The sequence below is a fragment of the Ramlibacter sp. genome (genome assembly GCF_013697775.1).
Taxonomy (GTDB): domain Bacteria; phylum Pseudomonadota; class Gammaproteobacteria; order Burkholderiales; family Burkholderiaceae_C; genus Ramlibacter.
This window is the reverse complement of record NZ_JACCWG010000435.1, coordinates 1-15364: the sequence shown is the minus strand read 5'-3', so window position 1 is coordinate 15364 and position 15364 is coordinate 1. Positions and strand designations below refer to the sequence as shown.

The 15364-nt window shown below is 70.0% G+C and carries 16 protein-coding genes; 8 read left to right on the top strand and 8 right to left on the bottom strand.

What is annotated here, in order from left to right:
* Positions 1-27 precede the first annotated feature (27 nt).
* The 3 genes from H0U68_RS21985 to H0U68_RS21975 form a co-directional block, all read right to left on the bottom strand.
* On the bottom strand, positions 28-1233 hold the full coding sequence (locus H0U68_RS21985; protein ID WP_296359034.1) for an MFS transporter: 1206 nt from the start codon (positions 1231-1233) through the stop codon (positions 28-30).
* Between the two features lie 38 nt (positions 1234-1271).
* The gene (locus H0U68_RS21980) at positions 1272-2534 is read right to left on the bottom strand and encodes a phospholipase D-like domain-containing protein (protein ID WP_296359033.1); all 1263 of its coding nucleotides are present in this window, start codon (positions 2532-2534) and stop codon (positions 1272-1274) included.
* Between the two features lie 77 nt (positions 2535-2611).
* A complete protein-coding gene (locus H0U68_RS21975; protein ID WP_296359032.1) occupies positions 2612-3199 on the bottom strand; it encodes a D-Ala-D-Ala carboxypeptidase family metallohydrolase in 588 nt (195 codons plus the stop codon).
* A 237-nt stretch (positions 3200-3436) separates the two neighbouring features.
* On the opposite strand from H0U68_RS21975, the gene H0U68_RS21970 reads away from it, so the two are divergent.
* Both H0U68_RS21970 and H0U68_RS21965 read left to right on the top strand, forming a co-directional pair.
* Positions 3437-3871, top strand: coding sequence for a helix-turn-helix domain-containing protein (locus tag H0U68_RS21970; protein WP_296359031.1), 435 nt, complete (start codon positions 3437-3439; stop codon positions 3869-3871).
* A 60-nt stretch (positions 3872-3931) separates the two neighbouring features.
* On the top strand, positions 3932-5977 hold the full coding sequence (locus H0U68_RS21965) for a transglycosylase domain-containing protein (RefSeq protein WP_296359030.1): 2046 nt from the start codon (positions 3932-3934) through the stop codon (positions 5975-5977).
* A 27-nt stretch (positions 5978-6004) separates the two neighbouring features.
* Here H0U68_RS21965 and H0U68_RS21960 read toward each other — a convergent pair whose 3' ends face one another.
* Positions 6005-6883: a dienelactone hydrolase family protein gene (locus tag H0U68_RS21960; RefSeq protein ID WP_296359029.1), complete on the bottom strand. Its 879-nt coding sequence runs from the start codon at positions 6881-6883 to the stop codon at positions 6005-6007.
* Entirely contained in the window at positions 6883-7332 is a 450-nt protein-coding gene (locus H0U68_RS21955; RefSeq protein WP_296359028.1) for a hypothetical protein, read from the bottom strand. Before H0U68_RS21955 ends, H0U68_RS21960 begins: the two co-directional genes overlap by 1 nt.
* Before the next feature lie 82 nt (positions 7333-7414).
* On the opposite strand from H0U68_RS21955, the gene H0U68_RS21950 reads away from it, so the two are divergent.
* The 5 genes from H0U68_RS21950 to H0U68_RS21930 all read left to right on the top strand — a co-directional run bounded on the left by H0U68_RS21950 (position 7415) and on the right by H0U68_RS21930 (position 11306).
* Complete coding sequence (locus tag H0U68_RS21950) at positions 7415-8215, top strand: hydratase (RefSeq protein ID WP_296359027.1); 801 nt, start codon at positions 7415-7417, stop codon at positions 8213-8215.
* A 60-nt stretch (positions 8216-8275) separates the two neighbouring features.
* Complete coding sequence (locus H0U68_RS21945) at positions 8276-8860, top strand: molybdopterin-dependent oxidoreductase (RefSeq protein ID WP_296359026.1); 585 nt, start codon at positions 8276-8278, stop codon at positions 8858-8860.
* Between the two features lie 124 nt (positions 8861-8984).
* Positions 8985-10055 carry a L,D-transpeptidase gene (locus tag H0U68_RS21940; protein ID WP_296359025.1) on the top strand — a complete coding sequence of 357 codons (1071 nt, stop codon included), beginning with the start codon at positions 8985-8987 and terminating at the stop codon, positions 10053-10055.
* A 13-nt stretch (positions 10056-10068) separates the two neighbouring features.
* Positions 10069-10602 carry a M23 family metallopeptidase gene (locus H0U68_RS21935; protein WP_296359024.1) on the top strand — a complete coding sequence of 178 codons (534 nt, stop codon included), beginning with the start codon at positions 10069-10071 and terminating at the stop codon, positions 10600-10602.
* Between the two features lie 104 nt (positions 10603-10706).
* Positions 10707-11306 (top strand): hypothetical protein, encoded by a 600-nt coding sequence (locus H0U68_RS21930; protein ID WP_296359023.1) that lies wholly within the window; start codon positions 10707-10709, stop codon positions 11304-11306.
* A gap of 18 nt (positions 11307-11324) precedes the next feature.
* Here the strand turns inward: H0U68_RS21930 and H0U68_RS21925 are convergent, their stop codons facing one another.
* The 3 genes from H0U68_RS21925 to H0U68_RS21915 all read right to left on the bottom strand — a co-directional run bounded on the left by H0U68_RS21925 (position 11325) and on the right by H0U68_RS21915 (position 14253).
* Positions 11325-12563 carry a DUF5666 domain-containing protein gene (locus H0U68_RS21925; protein WP_296359022.1) on the bottom strand — a complete coding sequence of 413 codons (1239 nt, stop codon included), beginning with the start codon at positions 12561-12563 and terminating at the stop codon, positions 11325-11327.
* A complete protein-coding gene (locus tag H0U68_RS21920) occupies positions 12560-13576 on the bottom strand; it encodes a DUF6502 family protein (protein ID WP_365732284.1) in 1017 nt (338 codons plus the stop codon). Before H0U68_RS21920 ends, H0U68_RS21925 begins: the two co-directional genes overlap by 4 nt.
* An 80-nt stretch (positions 13577-13656) precedes the next feature.
* A complete protein-coding gene (locus H0U68_RS21915; protein WP_296359021.1) occupies positions 13657-14253 on the bottom strand; it encodes a CDP-alcohol phosphatidyltransferase family protein in 597 nt (198 codons plus the stop codon).
* A 67-nt stretch (positions 14254-14320) separates the two neighbouring features.
* Here H0U68_RS21915 and H0U68_RS21910 point away from each other — a divergent pair.
* Positions 14321-15364: alkaline phosphatase D family protein (locus H0U68_RS21910; protein WP_296359020.1), on the top strand; the 1044-nt coding region annotated here is incomplete at its 3' end.

Sequence of the window (15364 nt, the reverse complement as noted above, 5' to 3'; positions counted from 1 at the left end):
AGGATTCGCGCACCGCGAAATTCTTTTTCAGCGCGCGAGCCGGCCGATGCGCTGGGCCAGCCCCAGGCCCACCAGCGCCGCCGTGCCAGTGGCCGCCCAGGTCCAGTGCCAGCCGCCGGCGTGGCTTGCCACCCAGGCCACCACCGGCGGGCCGGCGAACTGCCCGAAGGCGGACCACTGCTGCATCCAGCCGATGGTGGTGGAGATGGTGCGTTCGTCCGGCGCCAGGCGCATGGCCAGCGCGAACAGCGTGGCCGGCACCAGGCCGCCCACCATGGAAAAGCACAGCACCGCGATGTAGCGCACCGCCGGCGGCGCGCCCGCGCCCTCGGCGCCGGCGAAGGCCACCACCGCGCTCAGGCCCATGGCGACGAAGCCGATGGACAGCAGCCGCACCGGTGCCGTGCCACGGTGCAGCAGCCGGCCGGCGCCGACATTGCCGATGATGTTCACCGCCGCTGCCAGCGCCGTCAGCACGCCGCGCGCGCTGGACTCCACGCCGGCCTGCTGGTAGATGGTCGGCAGGAAGCCGACGACGGCCAGCCACTGGCTGGAGTAGGTGGCGAAGGCCACGGCCAGCAGCCAGGGGCCGCCGCGCGACAGCGTCCCGTGCAGACGAGCGAGCAGCCCGGCGGACGCCTGCGCCGGCACGTCGTTCGGCCGCGCCGGCAGCGCCAGCATCAGCACCACGGCCATGGCGGCCGACAGCGCCGCCGCGCTCCACCACCAGTGGCGCCAGCCCCAGTGGTCGATCCACAGCGGGCCGGCCAGCAGCGCTATCGCCGTGCCTAGCGGCATGTAGGAACCCCACAGCCCCAGCATCCGGCTGACGCGCCCGGGCGGCTGGCGCACCAGCGCCGGTGCCGGCACCACCACCAGCAGGAAGCCGAAGCCCTCCAGCGCGCGCAGCGCCAGCAGCATGGATGCCGAACCGGCGAAGCCGCCCGCCGTGCTGGCGGCGGCCAGCACCAGCAGGCCGAGCACCATGCTGCACTTGCCGCCCAGGCTGTCGGCCCAGGCGCCCATGGCGATGGCGGTCGTCATGCCGGCCAGCTGCACCATCGACAGCAGGAAGCCGGCATCCACCAGCGACAGGCCCATCTGCTGCTGCAGCGCATGGATGGCCGGCGGCAGCTTGGCCACGTGGACCGCGCCGCAGACGCCGGCGAAGATCACCAGCAGCGCGCGGGGCAGGGAGGAAGAAGAGGGCGGCGGCGCGGGAACGTCGGACATCGCCCGCAATGTAGCCGAGGGCGCGGCCGCGCCATGGCTCAGAGCAGCTCGTTGATCAGGTAGGTGGCGTTGTCCTTCAGCTTTTCCCAGGGACTGCGGCGCACCCATTCCTCCAGCTTGATTTCCTGCGCGCGCGCCGCGTACTTTTCCCAGATGCCGTCCAGCCGCTCGGCCAGCGCGGGGTCGCGGATGCCCATGCTGATCTCGTCGTTGGTCTCGAATGAGCGGTCGTCGAAGTTGCTGGAGCCGACGGCGCACCACACGCTGTCCACCGTCATGATCTTCTGGTGCAAGAGCGTGTGCGGGTATTCGAACAGACGCACGCCGCAGCGCAGCAGCTTCTCGAAGTTGCGGTGGCCCGCGTGCTGCACCATGGGGTTGTCCGAGCCGGCGATGGCCGGCATCAGCACGCGCACGTCGACGCCTTTTTTCACCGCGCAGCCGAAGGCGTCGATGGCGTCGGGCTCGGGAATGAAATAGGGGTTCTGGATCCAGATGCGCTTGCGCGCCATGCAGATCGCCGTGTGGTGCAGGATCTTCACCGCGGGCGCGGAGTTCTCCGGCTTGGCGAACACCGCGTGCATCAGCACGTCGCCGGCCGGCTCCAGCCTGGGGAACACGTCATTGCCGACGAACAGCTCGCCGGTCTCGCCGCCCCAGTTCTCGCTGAATGCGCCCTGCAGGCTGTGCACGATCGGGCCGTGCAGGTGCAGGCTGACGTCGGAAAAATGCTTGCCGTCCTCCGCGTTGCCAAGCCACTCGTCGGTGACGCAGTGGCCGCCGACGAAGGCTTCGCTGCCGTCGATGACGACGATCTTGCGGTGGTCGCGGTCGTTGAGCACGCCCAGGTTGCGCAGCGCGCGCTTGTGGAAGAACTCCACCCGGCAGCCGGCGTCGCGCATCTGCTGCACCACTTCCTTGCCGGCTTTTTGCGAGCCCTGCGCGTCCAGCAGCACGCGCACCTTCAGGCCGGCGCGCGCCCGTTCGGACAGCGCGGCGGCGACGCGGCGGCCCAGCGTGCCGTCCTTCCACAGGAAGGTTTCGAAGTGCACGGTTTTGCGCGCGGCGCGAATGCGCTCCAGCAGCACGTCGAAGAAGGCGCCGTTCTCGTGCACCTCCCAGCGGTTGCCGGCGACGGCGGTGTTGAGCGTGAGCCCGGCCAGCGAGTCGATCAGCTCGTCGATCGGCGCATCGCATTCAATGTGCAGGTCGGGGTCGCGGTGGCGCCGGATCGACCAGACCACGATGCCCAGCACGATCACCAGCGCCAGCAGCAACCCGCCCCAAAAAGGCCCACCCATCGTCTTCTCCTCCTAGTGAGAATGGCAGAGTCTAGGCAGGCTGGACGGTGCGCCTTGTAGGCGCGCAGCGCGTACGGCTAGCGCCGCACCGCGCAGAACGAGGTCGCCCGGGTGTGGTCGGCGCCCCAGCTGCGCCAGCCGCTCACGTCCAGGTGGATGCGCCCGCTCGGGTATTTGCTCAGGCCCATGTTCCAGGCTTGGCCTTCCTTGCGCCAGAACTCGCACAAGCGCTGCTCGTCGGCGCCGCCCGCGCCCTTGGGAACAATGTCCAGGGCGAAGCTGATGGTGTGCGAACTCTTGGGAGCGCCGGCGGCGCAGCGGTTGAGCGCCGGGTTGCGGTAGCCCGAGGCGCCCTCGAAGTCCTCCAGCACCTTGCGCTTCTTCAGCTCGGCCACGAGCTTCAGCACCTTCTTGACGTCCGCCCACTGCGCCCGCGGCGGGATCTCGAAACGTTCGGCGCCGCATTTCTTCCAGTCGGTCGCGGTGCGCAGCAGCTGGCGCGTGGGCACCACGCCGTTGAGTTCGCTCTTGGCCAGGTCTTCCTCGAAATCGGCAACGCTGTGGGTCTTGACCCAGGCGTCGAACAGCGCTGCGTCGTCTTCTTCGGGGGCGGCGGCGGCGGGGAGGGCGGCAAGCAGCAACAGCAGCGCCAGTGTGCGCATCATTGGGGCTCCTGGGGAATTCGAAGTGTAGCCAGCGTCCGGGCGCAGCGGGGTTGCAAACAAATAAATGCAACCGTCTTCGCCGCAGCTGCCGACGTGCCGCAATGGCGGATAAGGCGCGGCGGTTTCTATGCAACCCGACGGGGCGTGGACGGCTTGCGGATAAGATGTGCGCTGGGAGCAACCAAAGCACAAGCGAATCGCGTCGGAGAAACGCGCACCATCGAAGGTTGAGACTGCATGCCGAACATTGGCTCCATCCTGAAAAGCGAGATTGCTCGCATCGCCCGCAGGGAGCTGCGCGGAGAAACCCAGGCGCTCAAAAAATCAGTCACCCAGTACCGCCGCCAGATCGCGCAACTCAAGCGCCGCCTGCAGACGCTGGAGCGCCAGATCAAGCGCCAGGGCCGCCCGGGAACACGCAGCGCCGCACCGGTGGAGGAGTCCGACGACGATGCCCAGGCCCGCTTGCGCTTCAGCGCCAAGGGCCTGGCCGCGCAGCGCCGCCGCCTGGGCCTGTCGGCCGCCGCGGTGGCCAAGCTGCTGGGCGTGTCGGCGCTGTCGGTCTACAAATGGGAAAGCGGCAAGACGCGCCCGCGCGCCAAGCAGCTCGAAGCCATCGCCACGCTGCGCAACATGGGCAAGCGCGAGGCGGCCGAGAAGTTGGCAGCCTGATGGGACTGACGAGCCGCCGTCCTACAGTCCGCTGAGCTGCCCGGCCCTAGATTGGCGCTCATGACACCGGCCATCGCCCATGCCCGCGCGTGGGCCGCAGAGCGGCTGCGCAGCCTCTGGGCGCTGGCGCGGCGGCATCCCGTGCGCACGGCCCTGCTGCCGCCCGCGCTGTTCCTGGCCTATGCGCTGGTGCTGCTGCCGTTCACGCCCAGCACCACCGACCTGCGCAAGGCCAAATCGGAAGTGCCTTCGGTTGTGATGTCCGCCGACGGCGTGGTGCTGGCCGAATTCAAGCGCCTGAACCGCCAGTGGGTCACGCTCGCGCGCATCTCGCCCAAGGTGGTGGACGCGCTGATCTCCACCGAAGACCGGCGCTTCTACGAGCACCACGGGATCGACCTGCGCCGCACCGCGGCCGCGGTGCTGGCCACGCTGAAGGGCGACCGCCAGGGCGGCTCCACCATCACGCAGCAGCTGGCGCGCAACATGTACCCCGAGGACATCGGCCGCGCGCCCACGGTCAACCGCAAGATGAAGGAGGCGATCACCGCGCTGAAGATCGAGGCGATCTATTCCAAGCAGGAGATCCTGGAGATCTACCTCAACACGGTGCCGTTCCTCTACAACGCCTTCGGCATCGAGATGGCGGCGCGCACCTATTTCGACACCTCGGCCGACAAGCTGGACGTGCTGCAGGCGGCCACGCTGATCGGCATGCTCAAGGGGACCAGCTACTACAACCCGGTGTTGAACCCCGAGCGCGCCCTGGCGCGCCGCAATGTCGTGCTGGCGCAGATGGTCAAGGCCGGCAAGCTCGACGACGCGCGCATGCACACCCTGGCGCAGCGGCCGCTGCGGCTGGACTTCGAGCGCCAGGTCGCGTCGCCCGGCATCGCGCCGCACGTGGCGCAGCAGGTGCGCAAGTGGCTGATCGACTGGGCCGACCGGCGCGGCTACGACATCCACTCCGACGGCCTGGTGGTGCGCACCACCGTGCAGTCGCGCCTGCAGAAGGTGGCCAACCAGGCGGTGGCGCGGCAGGTGGCGCAGCTGCAGCCGCACGCCGACCGCAGGCGCCAGCGCGGCGAGGAGCGCACGCCGCTGCAGGCTGGCTTCCTGGCGCTGGACCCGCGCAACGGGCACGTGAAGGCCTGGGTCGGCAGCCCCGATTTCGCCTCCGAGCCGTTCGACCACGTGAACCAGGCGCGGCGCCAGCCGGGCTCGACCTTCAAGCCATTTGTCTATGGCGCCGCGTTCGAGATGGGGTTCGGCCCCGAGGACACCTTCATCGACCAGCAGGTGGAAATCCGCGAGCGCGGCGGCGGCGTCTGGAGCCCGTCCGACCCCGAGCCGCCGACCGGCCAGCCGGTGACGCTGCGCGACGGCTTGGCCCATTCGCGCAACCGCATCACCGCGCAGCTGATGCAGCGCGTGGGCGCGCAGCGCGTGGCGCAGTTGGCGCGCGGGCTCGGAATTCGCCAGAGCAAGCTGGACGAGGTGCCGTCGCTGGCGCTGGGCACCAGCCCGGTGACGCTCAAGGAGATGGTGGCCGCCTACGGCAGCATCGCCAACGGTGGGCGCTTCATCGAGCCGGTACTGGTGACGCAGGTGGAGAACCGCAAGGGCCAGGTGCTGCAGGTGGTTGCGCCCCAGGACCCGCCGCAGGACCGCGCCATGTCGCGCGCGCAGGCGCTGCGGCTCACCGACGTGATGCGCGGCGTGATCGACCAGGGAACGGGCACGGCGATCCGCGCGCGCTACGGCATCCAGGCCGACGTGGCCGGCAAGACCGGCACCACCCAGGACAACACCGACGGCTGGTTCATCCTGATGCACCCGCAGCTGGTGGCGGGGGCCTGGGTCGGCTTCGACGACAACCGCATCACCATGGGCGACACCTGGGGGCCGGGCGCGCGCAGCGCGCTGCCGATCGTGGGCGACGTGTTCCAGCAGTCGCTGCGCGCGCGCTGGATCGACGCCCAGGCGGAGTTCGACATTCCGCGCCCACGGCCCAAGCCGCGCGAGGAGCCGGGCGACAGCCTGCCGCGCGCGGTGGACAACGTCATCAACGACCTGATCGGGCGGCTGTTCAAGATCCTGCAGTGATGCAGGCGCCGCCGCGGTGCCGGCCGCTCAGGCCAGCTGCTGCCTGAAGAACGCCACGGTGCGGCCCCAGGCTTCCCTTGCCGCCGCGTCGGCGAAGCGCGGCGTGGTGTCGTTGTTGAAGCCGTGCAGCGTGCCGGGATAGGTGTAGGCGGTGTGGCGCACGCCGGCCTGCTTCAGCGCGGCCTCGTAGGGCGGCCAGGTGGAATTGACGCCGTCGTCCTTCTCGGCGAAGTGCGCCAGCAGCGCGGCCTTGACCTTGGCCGCTTCGGCCGGCGCCGGCGCCGGGCCGTAGAACGGCACGGCGGCGGTGAGTTCGGGCATGCGCGTGGCCAGCGTGTGCGTGGTGCCGCCGCCCCAGCAGAAGCCGACCGCGCCCAGCTTGCCATTGCCGTCGGCGCGGGCCTGCAGCCATTTGCCGGCGGCGATGAAATCCTCTTCGGACTTCGCGCGGTCCAACTGGGCGAACAGTGCGCGGGCGCGGTCCTCGTCGCCCGGGTAGCCGCCCAGCGGCGTCAGCGCGTCGGGCGCGAAGGCCATGAAGCCGTCCAGCGCGAGGCGGCGCGCGATGTCCTCGATGTGCGGGTTCAGCCCGCGGTTCTCGTGGATCACCAGAATGGCCGGCAGCTTCGCCGTGGCCGCGGCGGAGGCCGGGCGCACCAGGTAGCCCTTGACGCTGCCGGAGCCGGCGGGCGAGGGCACGTCCACGCGCTGCGCGCGCAGCCGGGCGTCTTCGGGCTTGACCTGTTGGGCGGCAGCGAAATTGGGGCTGAGCGCAGCCAGCAGGCCGGTGGCGGTGATGCCGGCGGTGGCGAATTTCTGCGCCCGGTCGAGAAAACCGCGCCGGTCGATGCGGCCGTGCACGTAGGCGTCGAAGAGGACCAGCACTTCGGGATCGAAATCCATCATCAGCCCAGCACCACCACCCGCGCGTTCGGCACCGTGGCGTAGGGGTCGTAGCCGACCAGCCCGGCGCGCAGCACCTGCTCCTGCTGGGCGGCGACGCGGCGGCGCTGCTCGGCATCGGCGCGCAGCATCATCTCCACCAGTTCGGCTTCGAAGCGCAGCACCACCGGCGTGGCGTGGCGGTAGGTGGCATGCGGGTCGCCCTGGGTCGACCAGGAAATCACCAGCGAGCCGCCGGCCGTCTGCGCCGCCATCGCGTGCGGCGGAAAGATCGGCTTGAAGGCGTCCCAGAAGCACAGGCGCACGCCGTCCATGCCCGGCAGGCGCTGCATCGGCTCGGTGGCGGGGATGGAGGCCGGACCGGATTGCGGCTTGCGCAGGCCCAGCCAGCTGGTCCAGCCGGCGCGGGCGGGCCGGCCGGAGGGGGAGTCGCTGGTGTGGTGGCTGGGCATGGTCGAGCGGCGAAAAGTGCCGGGATTGTAGGAAGCATGCCAAGATGTGAAGCCATCGATTACCACTGGTTACCGCTCTGTCATGACCACACGGTTCCCCGCTCCCGATCTGCTGCTCGGCCACCACGACGGCGGCAAGCTCTGGCCCGCTGCCAGCGGCCTGAACCTGGCAGCGGCCTATGCGCTGGCCCTGGAAGTGCGCAGCCTGCGCCAGGCACGCGGCGAGCAGCCGCGCGGCTACAAGGTGGGCTTCACCAATCGCAACATCTGGCCGCGCTACCAGGTGTTCGCGCCGATCTGGGGCACGGTCTGGGACACCGGGCTGCGGCACTGCGACGGCGAGGGCGAGCTCTCGCTGGCGCAGGCCTGCCAGCCGCGGCTGGAGCCGGAGGCGGTGTTCGGCATCCGCGCCACGCCGCCGGCCGGCGCCTCGCTGGAGGCGCTGTTCGCCTGCCTGGACTGGGTGGCGCCCGGCTTCGAGGTGGTGCAGTCGCACATGCCCGACTGGAAGTTCAGCGCCGCCGACACGGTGGCCGATGGCGGCCTGCACGCGCGCCTGCTGGTCGGGCGGCCGGTACCCGTGGCGCAGGTTGCCGGCGACGCTGGCGCGTTCGAACAGCGCCTGGCCACGGCCCACGTCACGCTGCTGCGCGACGGCGAAGCGGTGGAGCAGGGCGTGGGCGCCAACGTGCTCGATGGCCCGCTGCACGCGCTGCATCACTTCGTGCAGGCGCTGCATGCCTGCCCCGGCGCGCCGCAGCTGCTGCCCGGCGACGTGGTGACCACCGGCACCTGGACCGATGCGTGGCCGGTGCGCGCCGGCGAAACCTGGACCGCGCGCTTCGACGCGCCGCTGGCGCCGCTGGCCGTGCGCTTCACCTGACGGGCGAAGGGGCCGCTGCGCGCTGGCTATCATCGGCAGCTTTGCACTCAGGGAGAACCCATGAACAAGCGCGATTTCCTAGCCGCCGCCGTCGCCGGCGGCGTGTCCCTGCCGATGCTGGCGCGCGCCGACAACGCGGCCAAGGGCCTGCACGGCCCGGCGCTGCTGACGGTCACCGGCGCCCTCTCCAGGACCAACCGGGGCGCTCTCGACCCGGTGCTGGACCAGATGATGGCCAAGCAGAAGCTCGCCTTCGACAAGGCCTACGCGTTCGACTACGCCGCGCTGACCGCGATGCCGGCCACCACCATCAAGCCCACGGTGGAATACGACAAGAAGGTCCACACGCTCGCCGGCCCCTTGCTGGCCGACGTGCTCAAGGCCGCCGGCGCGCCCGAGAACGGCAAGCTGGCGATGTGCGCGGTCGACGGCTATGCGCCCGCCATCAGCATCGCCGACGCGCGCAAGTACCGCTACATCGTCGCCACCCAGCTCGATGGCAAGCCGATGCCGCTGGGCGGCCTGGGCCCGCTGTGGGCGGTGTACGACGCCGACCGCTTCCCCGAGATGATGGCCAAGCCGATCGACCAGCGCTTCGCCCTGTGCCCCTGGGGCCTGTACCACATCGAAGTGCAGGCAGGCTGAGCGCCGCGGCCGCTCCGGCGGGCGGGACTGACCGGGGCGGCTGACCCGCGCCATCGGCGCAGGCCGACAGGGCGGGGCGCGCCCCGGCCCTAACGTGGAACCCATCCTGTCTGGAGGCCTTTCCATGCCCGTGAGCCGTTTGCGTTTTCCTCTCTCCAGCGCCGCCGCGCTGCTCGTCGCTGCCCTGTCCACTGGCGTCGCGCCAGCCGCCATCGCGAAGTCCGCCCACGCCAAGGGCCATTCGGCACACGCCGCCGGTGCGCCGGCCATGCCCGCCGCACCGGCCGACGCAACGGCGCACATGAACCAGCTCAATGCCGACACCGGCACGCCGGAGCTTTCGCGCGGCGCCAAGGGCGTCGCCGTGATGCGCGCGCAGGTGCTGCTGGACCGCGCCTGGTTCTCGGTGGGCGAGATCGACGCCGGCTATGGCAGCAACATGGTGCGCGCGGTGGCGGCCTTCCAGCTCGCGCGGGGGCTGTCCGACACCGGCAAGATCGACGCCGCCACCTGGCAGGCGCTGCAGGGCCAGCAGGCACCCGCCCCGGCCTTCGGCACCTATACCGTCACCGAACAGGACGTCGCCGGCCCGTACGCGGACATCCCGCCCGATCCGGTGGCGCAGTCGAAGCTGCCGGCGCTGGCCTTCCGCACGCTGCTGGAAGCGCTGGGCGAGCGCTACCACATGAGCCCCAAGCTGATCGAGCAGATGAACAAGGGCCGCAAGCTGGAAGCGGGCGCGCAGCTGGTGCTGGCCGATACGACCAAGAGCACGCAGCTGCCCGAAGCCACGTCGCTGCGCATCGACAAGTCCGACAAGGTGCTCTACATCCTGGGCCAGGACAACAAGGTGATGGGCGCGTTCCCGGTGAGCTTCGGCGGCCAGCAGGACCCGCTGCCGCTCGGGCGCATGAAGATCACCGGCAAGCAGGCCAACCCGAACTACACCTACAACCCCGCGCTGCTGCGCAATCCCAAGGCCGACACCAAGCTCAGGCTGCCGCCAGGGCCCAACAGCCCGGTGGGCGTGATGTGGCTGGCGCTGACCAAGCCGCACTGGGGTATCCACGGCACCAGCGAGCCGTCGCAGATGGCCAAGGTGGACACCAACGGCTGCGTGCGGCTGACCAACTGGGACGTGGAGCGGTTGTCGCGCATCGTCAAGGCCGGCACCGTGGTCGACGTGCAGGGGTAAGCAGGCGATGCGGATGCGCAACCGGTTCCTGGGCGTGCTCGCGGTGCTGGGCGCCGCGGGCGCCATCGCTGCCACATCCGACGGCGCCGCGCTGCTGGCGGCTCGCCCGCTGCTGGTCCCGGTGCAGGGCATCGCGCCGCAGGCGCTGGCCGACACCTACACGCAGGCGCGCGGCGGGCGCCAGCACGAGGCCATGGACATCATGGCGGCACGCGGCACGCCGGTGGTGGCGGTGGACGACGGCAAGCTGGTCAAGCTGTTCAGGAGCGTGCCGGGTGGCCTCACCATCTACCAGTTCGATCCTTCGGGCCAGCTGGCCTACTACTACGCCCACCTGGACCACTATGCAGACGGTTTGAAGGAAGGCACGATGCTCAAGCGTGGGCAGGTGATCGGCTACGTCGGCAGCACCGGCAATGCCGCACCCGACGGCCCGCACCTGCACTTCGCGGTGTTCCGTCTCGGGCCGGAAAAGCTTTGGTGGAAGGGCGAGCCGGTCAACCCGTACGCCGCATTGCGGCAGGCGGCGCCGCAAGCGGCACGTTAGGAAGCTCGGCGCTCGCGTGCACACCGCACGGCCGCTGTTGCGCGGCATGCACTGCGCTGTATGCATAAAGCCGGGCTGCGCGGGTTTTGCCGCACAATGTCCGCATGAGCTTGATCGGCAAACTGTTTCGCCACAAGGACGGTGCACCCTCGACGACACCGCCGCCGCTGAGCGCGCAGTTCCAGGAAAGCGAAGCGCATTCCGGCCCGCCGTCGAAGACCGCGCGGCGACGCGAACTGGTGCAAGTGGTGCTGCGCGAAACCATGCGCCAGCACGGCATTCCCACGGGGTGGATCGACTGCCGCGTGCTCTCGGTGGTCAGCACCGGCACCGGCGGCAGCTCCGGCGTGCATGTGACCTTCGTCGTGCGCCAGGGCGAGGACACGCTGCTCACGTACGTGCATGCCTTCGAGGAAAGCTTCATCCGCAAGATGCGCGAATTCGAGCCGCGCGCGCTGGGCTGGATCCTCAGCCTGTCGTGGCAGTTCAGCGGCGACGCGCCTGCCGGCCCTGCCGCCATGCCCGACCCGGGCGTGTGGAGCCAGGCAGCCGGCGCCGCAACCCCGGACGCGCCGGACACCCTGCCTGCGCCGCTGGAGGACGAAGAACTAAAGCAGGATTTGGAAGCGCTGTTCGCCATCCGCGACGCGGCGCTGCTGCAGCCGAGTGAAGCGCTCGGAAGAAAGCCTGGCACGCCGCTCTGAGGCGGTGGCTCCCCCCGCTCAGGCGGTATCCACGCCCGGATTGACGACAGCGCCGCGCTGCGACGGAGCCGAAATGCTGGCGGAAGCCTGCAGATGGCCGTTGCCGTTGCCGCCATTTCCGTTTCCGCCCGAGCCGCCGTTACCGTTGCCATTGCCGTTGTTGCCCGAGCCGCCGTTGCCGTTGCCGTTGTTGCCCGAGCCGCCGTTACCGTTGCCGTTGTTGCCCGAGCCGCCGTTGTCGTTGCCGTTATTGCCCGTGCCACTGTTGCCGCTGTTGCCCGTGCCGCCGTTGTTGCCGTCGTTCTGCGGTCCGTCGGTGTGCGCGGGCGACACACGGATGCTGGTCGCGACCAGCACGCCGCCGGTCAGGGTGCCAGTGGCCTCGACGCGCACGCCGTTGCCGAGCGTGCCGCCAGTGAGCACGGCAGCTCCGGCCTGCACCGTCACGCCGGCCAGCGTGAACGACGCCGGGGCGGTGAAGTTGGCCACCAGCCCGGCGAGCGTGACGTTCGGTGTCTGCGCCCGCGGCAGGTCGTACCAGGCCTGCACCTTCGTGGCGACCAGCACGCCCTGGACGGTTGCACCGCCGCGCACACGCACCGCAACGCCGTTGGCCAGGTCGACCTGCACGGCGGCGGCGGTGGCATACAGCACCGTCGCGGCGCCGACGCGGAAGGTGCGTCCCACCGGATCCAGATCCTGCACCACGCCGCTCACGACGGCCACGCCGGCGTCGGCGGTCCGCTCGACACGGGTGGCGCGCAGCGTGCCCTGGGCGCCCGGCAGGCCATAGACGATCACGTTGCCGCCGTTGTTCAGCTCGGCAAGCGTGGCGAAGCCGGCGTAGACGGTTTCGCTGTCCACGCCCACAGCGACGCCCAGCACGCTGAAGCGGCCAGCAGCCGCGTCGAGCGCGCCGACGGGCCCGCGCAGGTCGGCGGCCGATATCACGTTGGTGGCGGTGCCCTGGCTGCGGTCGTCGGAGATCTCGCCGATCACCCGCACCGTCATGCCCGGTTGCAGCGAGGTGGCGTCCTCCAGCTGAAAGCTGGCCTGGCTGGTGTTGAAGCGCGTGCCGTTGACCACCAGGCCGTCGGTGCCGGTGATCGTGCCTATGGTGAAGCCCATGGCGTGGCCGGTGCCGCCCGAGCCGACACCGGAGTCGATGCCGGTGCCGCCCGAGCCCAATCCACCGCCACAGGCGGTGAGGGCCAGCAGCAGTGCACAGGCCCCAAGGCGGCGGCGCATCCGATTCATTCGCCGGTTCCTTCCTGGTCTTCGAAATACACGTACATGCCCAGCCGCATCCGCTTGGACCCGCTGCCGCGCGAACGTTCCACGGCATCCGTGAGTGTATGCACGAATTCGCGGTGGAGGTCGTTCCAGCGCTCACGTGCCAATTGGTGCACAGCCGCACAATCGTCCGCCGACAGCCCATCGGCAAACACGGCGCGTTCCAGGAAAGGCGCAGCCGCCGCGGCCGTGTTGGACACCGCCGCCGCCGCATGGTCGCGCAGGTTGTCGCCCAGGAAGGCCAATGTGTTCTGCAGGTCGGCGCTGGGCACGAAGCTGTCGGCCTGCAGCTCGACCCAGCCGCGATCCTCGTCGCACATGCCCAGGCGGACAAGCTCATCCAGGACCGAGCGGTGGTGCACGTCGCCCCGGCTGGCCTGGCGGGCCACTTCTTCGAAGGACAGCGCGTCCGCCTGGGATGCCACCGGCAAGCGGCGCAAGGCCGGCTGCTCCTGCGCAAGCTGCAGCCAGCGGGTGAAGGTTTTGGCCGCGGCGGACATTTCGGTGTGCAGCAGGGGATCGGGGCCGCTACCGCGCACACGCGCCGTGACCTGCTTGCGGTTCAGGCCGGTGGTGACGGCCAGCTGGCTGATGTTGGGCTCGGCGACGCCCTTGGCGCGCCACAGCCGCTGCGCTTCAGCGATCAACAGCTCGCGCAGCAGTTCTTCCAATTGCGGGTGCTTCAGGCCGACCCACAGCGCCAAGCGGATCAGGGGGCGCATGGCGCGTGCGCAGGCCGCCTGGGCCCAGGTCAGCCGTTGCTGCATGAAATCGCCGACGGGATCGCTGTTGTTCAAAACTTCAGACATCGTACAACGCAGCCCAACACTGCGTGTGGCGGGGATTATGCGCTGGACGCAGCCCTTTTCGCTACTCCTGCGGGTTGCAAAAGCGATGGCGCAAATGGCGGAGCGAAAAAAAACGAGCCCCGAAGGGCTCGAATCGCTCGTGGAGGGTCTGGACAATGCCGTTCCCACACCAAGTCAATGTAGTGCGCCGGCCCCGGTTTCGTGAGAGGGAAAACGCGGGTGCAGCGGAAGGAACTCGGAGCCTGGACTTAGAACTTGGGGATTCGCAGCGTCTTGCTGATCATCAGGCTGCCGGAGAGCACGAACAGCCCAGCCAGCGGATGCAGCTGCCATGGACCCAGCACCAGCGTGCCGCCGTAGAGTGCGTCCCCCAGCCGCCCTTGCCAGGCGGCGAATGCCAGCACGCCGGTCAGCACGACGCTGGTGGGAATTGGCGTTCCTTCGAAATACTTCACCTTGCCCCCGTCGTCCGCCATGCTCTCGGCGGTGACGTTGAAGCGCGCCAGCCGGCTGACGCCGCAGCAGACGAAATAGATCAGGGCGCCAGCGTCCCAGCCGCCCTGCATGCCGGCCGCGAAGCCGAGTGCGGCCGGGGCGACGCCGAAGGAAATCACGTCCGACAACGAGTCCAGCTCGCGCCCGAGCGCCGAATGCTCGTGCCGCGCCCGCGCGATGCGTCCATCCAGCACGTCGAACAGGAACGCCGCCGGTGCCAGCGCCGCGGCCCACAGGAAATGCGTGCGGCTGCCGCTGGCCATGTACAGCATGGCCAGCAGCACCGCGGCGGTGCCGCAGGCGGCGTTGCCGAGGGTGAAGAAATCGGCCAGGTGGAATTCCCGGAGCATGGAAAAATGACGGGGCCGCGCGCTGGGCTGCATACCTGATCCTTTGTGTTGTGTCCCACCTGACAGCATGCCCTATATTGGCCGGCTCATGGCCGCTTCCAATCCTCCCCATCTCTCCTTGTCGCGCCGCCGCATGCTGCAGCTGGCCGCCGCCGTGTCTTGCGGCCTCGTGCTGCCCGCCGGCGCGCAACCCAGGCTCGCCGACAACCCGTTCGCGCTGGGCGTGGCCAGCGGCTCGCCGGCGCACGACTCCGTCGTCCTGTGGACGCGCCTGGTCGGCGCCGGTGCGCAGGCGCTGGAAGGCGGCGATGTCGGCCTGCGCTGGGAAGTGGCGCACGACGAGCGCTTCGCGCGCATCGCGCAGCGCGGCGAAGCGCGCGCCGTGGCGGCGCTTGCGCATTCCGTGCACGTGGAGGTGGCCGGCCTGGAGCCGGAGCGCGGCTACTTCTACCGCTTCATCGCGGGCGAGTGGACCAGCCCGGTCGGCCGCACACGCACCTTCCCCGCGGCCGACGCCATGCCCCAGCGGCTGCGGCTGGCCTATGCCTCCTGCCAGCGCTGGGAGCACGGCTACTTCAACGCCTATCGCCAGATGCGCCAGGACGACCCGGACGCCGTGCTGTTCCTGGGCGACTACATCTACGAATACCCCGGCGCCACCAGCCAGGTGCGCTCGCCCGGCGGCAACGACGTGCTGACGCTGGACGACTACCGCCGCCGCTACGCGCTGTACAAGACCGATCCCGACCTGCAGGCCATGCACCACGCCTGCCCCTGGCTGTTCACCTGGGACGACCACGAGGTGCAGAACGACTATGCCGGCCTGCAGGCCGGCAACTCGGGCCCCGAGGTCGCCGACTTCGCCGCGCGCCGCGCTGGCGCCTACCAGGCCTACTACGAGCACATGCCGCTGCGCGCGTCGGTGCTGACGCGCGCGCTGGCCGGGCTCGCGGCGGGCGCCGAGATGCGCATCTACACGCGCCAGGCCTACGGCCGGCTGGCGCGCCTGGTGTTGCTGGACGCGCGCCAGTACCGCGACGGGCAGGTGTGCACGCGCGGCGGCAAGCTGGGCTCCAGCACGCTGGACCCGGCCGGCTGCGCGGCCTGGACC

Bases quoted from the DNA above. Each gene is read 5' to 3' on its own strand.
- H0U68_RS21985 (WP_296359034.1), bottom strand. From the start codon at position 1,233: ATGTCCGACGTTCCCGCGCCGCCGCCCTCTTCTTCCTCCCTGCCCCGC.
- H0U68_RS21980 (WP_296359033.1), bottom strand. From the start codon at position 2,534: ATGGGTGGGCCTTTTTGGGGCGGGTTGCTGCTGGCGCTGGTGATCGTG.
- H0U68_RS21975 (WP_296359032.1), bottom strand. From the start codon at position 3,199: ATGATGCGCACACTGGCGCTGCTGTTGCTGCTTGCCGCCCTCCCCGCC.
- H0U68_RS21970 (WP_296359031.1), top strand. From the start codon at position 3,437: ATGCCGAACATTGGCTCCATCCTGAAAAGCGAGATTGCTCGCATCGCC.
- H0U68_RS21965 (WP_296359030.1), top strand. From the start codon at position 3,932: ATGACACCGGCCATCGCCCATGCCCGCGCGTGGGCCGCAGAGCGGCTG.
- H0U68_RS21960 (WP_296359029.1), bottom strand. From the start codon at position 6,883: ATGATGGATTTCGATCCCGAAGTGCTGGTCCTCTTCGACGCCTACGTG.
- H0U68_RS21955 (WP_296359028.1), bottom strand. From the start codon at position 7,332: ATGCCCAGCCACCACACCAGCGACTCCCCCTCCGGCCGGCCCGCCCGC.
- H0U68_RS21950 (WP_296359027.1), top strand. From the start codon at position 7,415: ATGACCACACGGTTCCCCGCTCCCGATCTGCTGCTCGGCCACCACGAC.
- H0U68_RS21945 (WP_296359026.1), top strand. From the start codon at position 8,276: ATGAACAAGCGCGATTTCCTAGCCGCCGCCGTCGCCGGCGGCGTGTCC.
- H0U68_RS21940 (WP_296359025.1), top strand. From the start codon at position 8,985: ATGCCCGTGAGCCGTTTGCGTTTTCCTCTCTCCAGCGCCGCCGCGCTG.
- H0U68_RS21935 (WP_296359024.1), top strand. From the start codon at position 10,069: ATGCGCAACCGGTTCCTGGGCGTGCTCGCGGTGCTGGGCGCCGCGGGC.
- H0U68_RS21930 (WP_296359023.1), top strand. From the start codon at position 10,707: ATGAGCTTGATCGGCAAACTGTTTCGCCACAAGGACGGTGCACCCTCG.
- H0U68_RS21925 (WP_296359022.1), bottom strand. From the start codon at position 12,563: ATGAATCGGATGCGCCGCCGCCTTGGGGCCTGTGCACTGCTGCTGGCC.
- H0U68_RS21915 (WP_296359021.1), bottom strand. From the start codon at position 14,253: ATGCTCCGGGAATTCCACCTGGCCGATTTCTTCACCCTCGGCAACGCC.